Source organism: Pseudomonas sp. NBRC 111127, assembly GCF_001320345.1.
Classification (GTDB): Bacteria; Pseudomonadota; Gammaproteobacteria; order Pseudomonadales; family Pseudomonadaceae; genus Aquipseudomonas; species Aquipseudomonas juntendi.
In genome coordinates, this window is sequence record NZ_BCBD01000266.1 from 1 (window position 1) to 3,350 (window position 3,350).

General features: G+C 63.0%; 3 protein-coding genes. 1 reads left to right on the forward strand and 2 read right to left on the reverse strand.

From position 1 onward, the window contains the following. Positions 1-164: 164 nt before the first annotated feature. Together APH30_RS26530 and APH30_RS26535 are read right to left on the reverse strand one after the other, a co-directional pair. Positions 165-1,427: an OprD family porin gene (locus tag APH30_RS26530; protein ID WP_054914196.1), complete on the reverse strand. Its 1,263-nt coding sequence runs from the start codon at positions 1,425-1,427 to the stop codon at positions 165-167. 125 nt (positions 1,428-1,552) lie between these two features. Next, positions 1,553-2,464, reverse strand: a complete 912-nt coding sequence (locus tag APH30_RS26535; RefSeq protein ID WP_054914197.1) for a LysR substrate-binding domain-containing protein — start codon at positions 2,462-2,464, stop codon at positions 1,553-1,555. A 191-nt stretch (positions 2,465-2,655) separates the two neighbouring features. On the opposite strand from APH30_RS26535, the gene ycaC reads away from it, so the two are divergent. Next, a complete protein-coding gene (gene ycaC, locus APH30_RS26540; protein WP_054914198.1) occupies positions 2,656-3,285 on the forward strand; it encodes an isochorismate family cysteine hydrolase YcaC in 630 nt (209 codons plus the stop codon). Positions 3,286-3,350: the final 65 nt, after the last annotated feature.

Genomic DNA, 3,350 nt, shown 5'->3' on the forward strand with positions numbered 1-3,350 from the left:
CTGTTCGTGCTTTGCTTTCTAAGCTGATGTGTCGAAAAGAAGGGGCTGCTTTGCAGCCCTTCGCGGGCACGCCCGCTTCCACACGTTAGGCGCTGAACTCAAGAAATGCGCGATCCCCTGTGGGAGCGGGCGTGCCCGCGAAGGGTCGCGCTGAAAGCCCGACTTTAGAAGCTACCTTTGAGCGGGTATTCGATGATCAGGTAGAGGCGGTCGATGTCATCGCCGCCCTGGGCCTGATTGGCACGGTGGCTGACGTGGGAGAACGACAGGCTCAGGTCCTTGGCGGCACCGGACTGCACCACGTATTTCAGGTCTATGTCGCGCTCCCAGTGCTTGCCTCCGTTGCCGTACTGGTTCACATAAGCCCCATTTGCCGGGGCATGGCTGCCATCGATGTCGCGGCCACTGACGTAACGGCCCATCAGGCTCAGGCCGGGCACGCCCAGGGTGGCGAAGTCGAGGTCGTAGCGCAGTTGCCACGAGCGCTCGCCAGGGCCGTTGAAGTCGGCGTACTTGATCGAATTGGCCAGGTAGATGGAGTCGCCACCGACGAAGTCGAACGGAGTGTCGCCCTCGACCTTCTGATAGGCCAGGCTCAGCGCCTGGGCACCGAAACGGTACTTGGTAAGCAGGCTGTAGGCGAGCGTGTCGATCGCACCGGCGCTGGCGCTACCGGTGTCACGGGTGTGGTAAAGGTTGCCGTCCAGGCGCCAGTTGCCTTCGGTCAGGTTCAGGTTGAGGTAGGCCTGGCGCCAGGTGTCTTGCAACTGCCCGGCATATAACGCGCCGCCGAACGGGCCAGAGGGCGCGAAGCTGGCGCCTGCCAGGCTGATGGCGCGGTTGTGGGTGGTGGCGCCGTAGCCGCTGAAGTCGTCGTGGGTCGAGCTGTTGTCCTGGTTGTTGAAGGCGGTGAAGCGCCCGGCCTGCAGGCGCCAGTCCGGCAGGTCATTGTTCTCGACCAACCAGCCGGTGGCGTATTCGGGGTGCAGGCGTTTGTCGCCGGTGTCGAACACCGGGGTTTCAACCATCATTTCCCCGTAGCGCAGCTGGGTGTTGCCCAGGCGCAGCTTTAGCGCGGCGCCGGCGCTGGAGTAGTCGGATTCGGCGCGGCCATCGCTGTCGCGTGGCAGCAGGCCGGTGCCGGAGTGGCCGCGACCGCCGTCGAGCTTGAAACCGAGAAAGCCATGGGCGTCGATACCGACGCCAAGCGTGCCTTCGGTGAAGCCCGAGCGGACCTCGCCGATGAAGCCCTGGGCCCATTCCTGGCGGTAGTTCTGGCCACTGCCGGAAGGTGAGCGGAAGTCGCTGTGCAGGAAGTAATTGCGGCTGAGCAGCGCCCAGCCGGGTTCAGCGGCCTGGCTGAGTGCCGGGCACAGGGCGAGGGTGGCGAGCAGGGCGCGGCCTGGCCTATGAATGGCGCGGATCATGGGGGGCTCCGGCGGATGATCCGGCAGTGTGGGTGGAGGATAGGCCAGGGGTCTTGTAAGGGTGTGCTGGGCCCTGTGCGGTACCTGTGGGAGCGGGCATGCCCGCGAAGAAGCCAGCTCAGGACTCAAGCCATGTCGCTGACCGCAAACTCTTCGGCCAAGTGATCAATCAACGCCCGCACCGAAGGCAGCAACCCGCGCCGCGATGGGAAGATTGCATGCACGATGCCACAGCGCGGGTGCCAGTCCGGGATCAGCTCCACCAGCCGCCCCGCCGCCAGGTCCTCGCGCACAGCCACCCGCGGCAAGTGCGCAATGCCGACCCCGGCCACCACGAAATGGCGCAAGGCAAACAGGTCGTCGGTCACCATGCGTGGTTTGTGCGGTATGACGATGCTGCGGCTGCTGTCTTCACCCCAAAACAGCTCCCACAGGTACTCGCGCTGGGCGCTGCCCCAGTGCAGGCTGGGCAGCGTGCTGAGCAACTGCGGGTCGAAACCTTTGGGTAACTGCTCCAGGTATTGAGGTTGGCCGACCAGGCACTGGGTGCTGTTGCTTAGCACCTTCATCACCATGTCGGTGTTTTCCAACGGTGGGAAGCGCACCCGCAGGGCGATGTCGAAGCCCTCGTGCAGCAGGTCGACGCGGCGGTTGGTACTTTCGATGAACAGCTCCACCTGCGGGTACTTGAGCATGTAGCGGGTCAGCATCGGCCCGACCCAGGAGTTGAGCAGGGTGGTCGGGCAACTGATGCGCACCAGCCCGCGCGGTTCGCTGCGGTTGCGCTCGATGATCTCCGCCGCACCCTCGGCCTCCACGCGCATGGCCAGGCAGCGGTTGTAGTAGGCCTGGCCGATCTCGGTGAGCGAGCAATGGCGGCTGGTGCGGTGCAGCAGGCGCACGCCCAGGCGCTCCTCCAGGTCGGCGATGCGCCGGCTGAGCTTCGACTTGGGCATGTCCAGGGCCCGGCCTGCCGGGGCGAAACCACCGTGCTCGACTACCTGGGTGAAGTAGTAGAGGGAGTTGAGGTCTTCCAATGATCGGTCTCCGGGTTTTGGCTTGCCGGCGATGAGGTCGGCACAGCCCCACACATCCATCGTTCACGAAACGGAACGCTAAAGCCAGATTCTGCTGACTACCGCCACAAAGGTGATGATTTTAATCTGTGCCCATCAACGCGAAACACCCCGAATAGCTGAAAAATTCATAAACCTTTGGAGCACAGACCATGAGCAAATTCACCTACAACCGCCTGAACAAAGACGACGCCGCTGTACTGCTGGTAGACCACCAGGCTGGCCTGCTGTCGCTGGTGCGTGACATCGAGCCGGACAAGTTCAAGAACAACGTGCTGGCCCTGGCCGACCTGGCGAAGTTCTTCAACCTGCCTACCATCCTCACCACCAGCTTCGAACAAGGCCCCAACGGCCCGCTGGTACCCGAGCTGAAGGAACTGTTCCCGGACGCGCCGTACATCGCTCGCCCCGGCCAGATCAACGCCTGGGACAACGAAGACTTCGTCAAGGCGGTGAAGGCGACTGGCAAGAAGCAACTGATCATTGCCGGTGTGGTGACCGAGGTGTGCGTGGCGTTCCCGGCGCTGTCGGCGCTGGAAGAGGAGTTTGACGTGTTCGTGGTGACTGATGCTTCCGGCACCTTCAACGAAATGACCCGCGATGCGGCGCATGACCGCATGAGCCAGGCCGGTGCGCAGATGATGACCTGGTTTGGCGTGGCCTGTGAGCTGCACCGTGACTGGCGCAATGATGTGGAAGGGCTGGCGGCGCTGTGCTCCAACCACATTCCGGATTATCGGAATCTGATGACCAGCTATAACGCGTTGACTGCGGGTAAGTAACCGATCACTAGCAGTACGCATACAAGCCGGCTCCTTGCATAAGGGGCCGGCTTTTTTTGTTTACT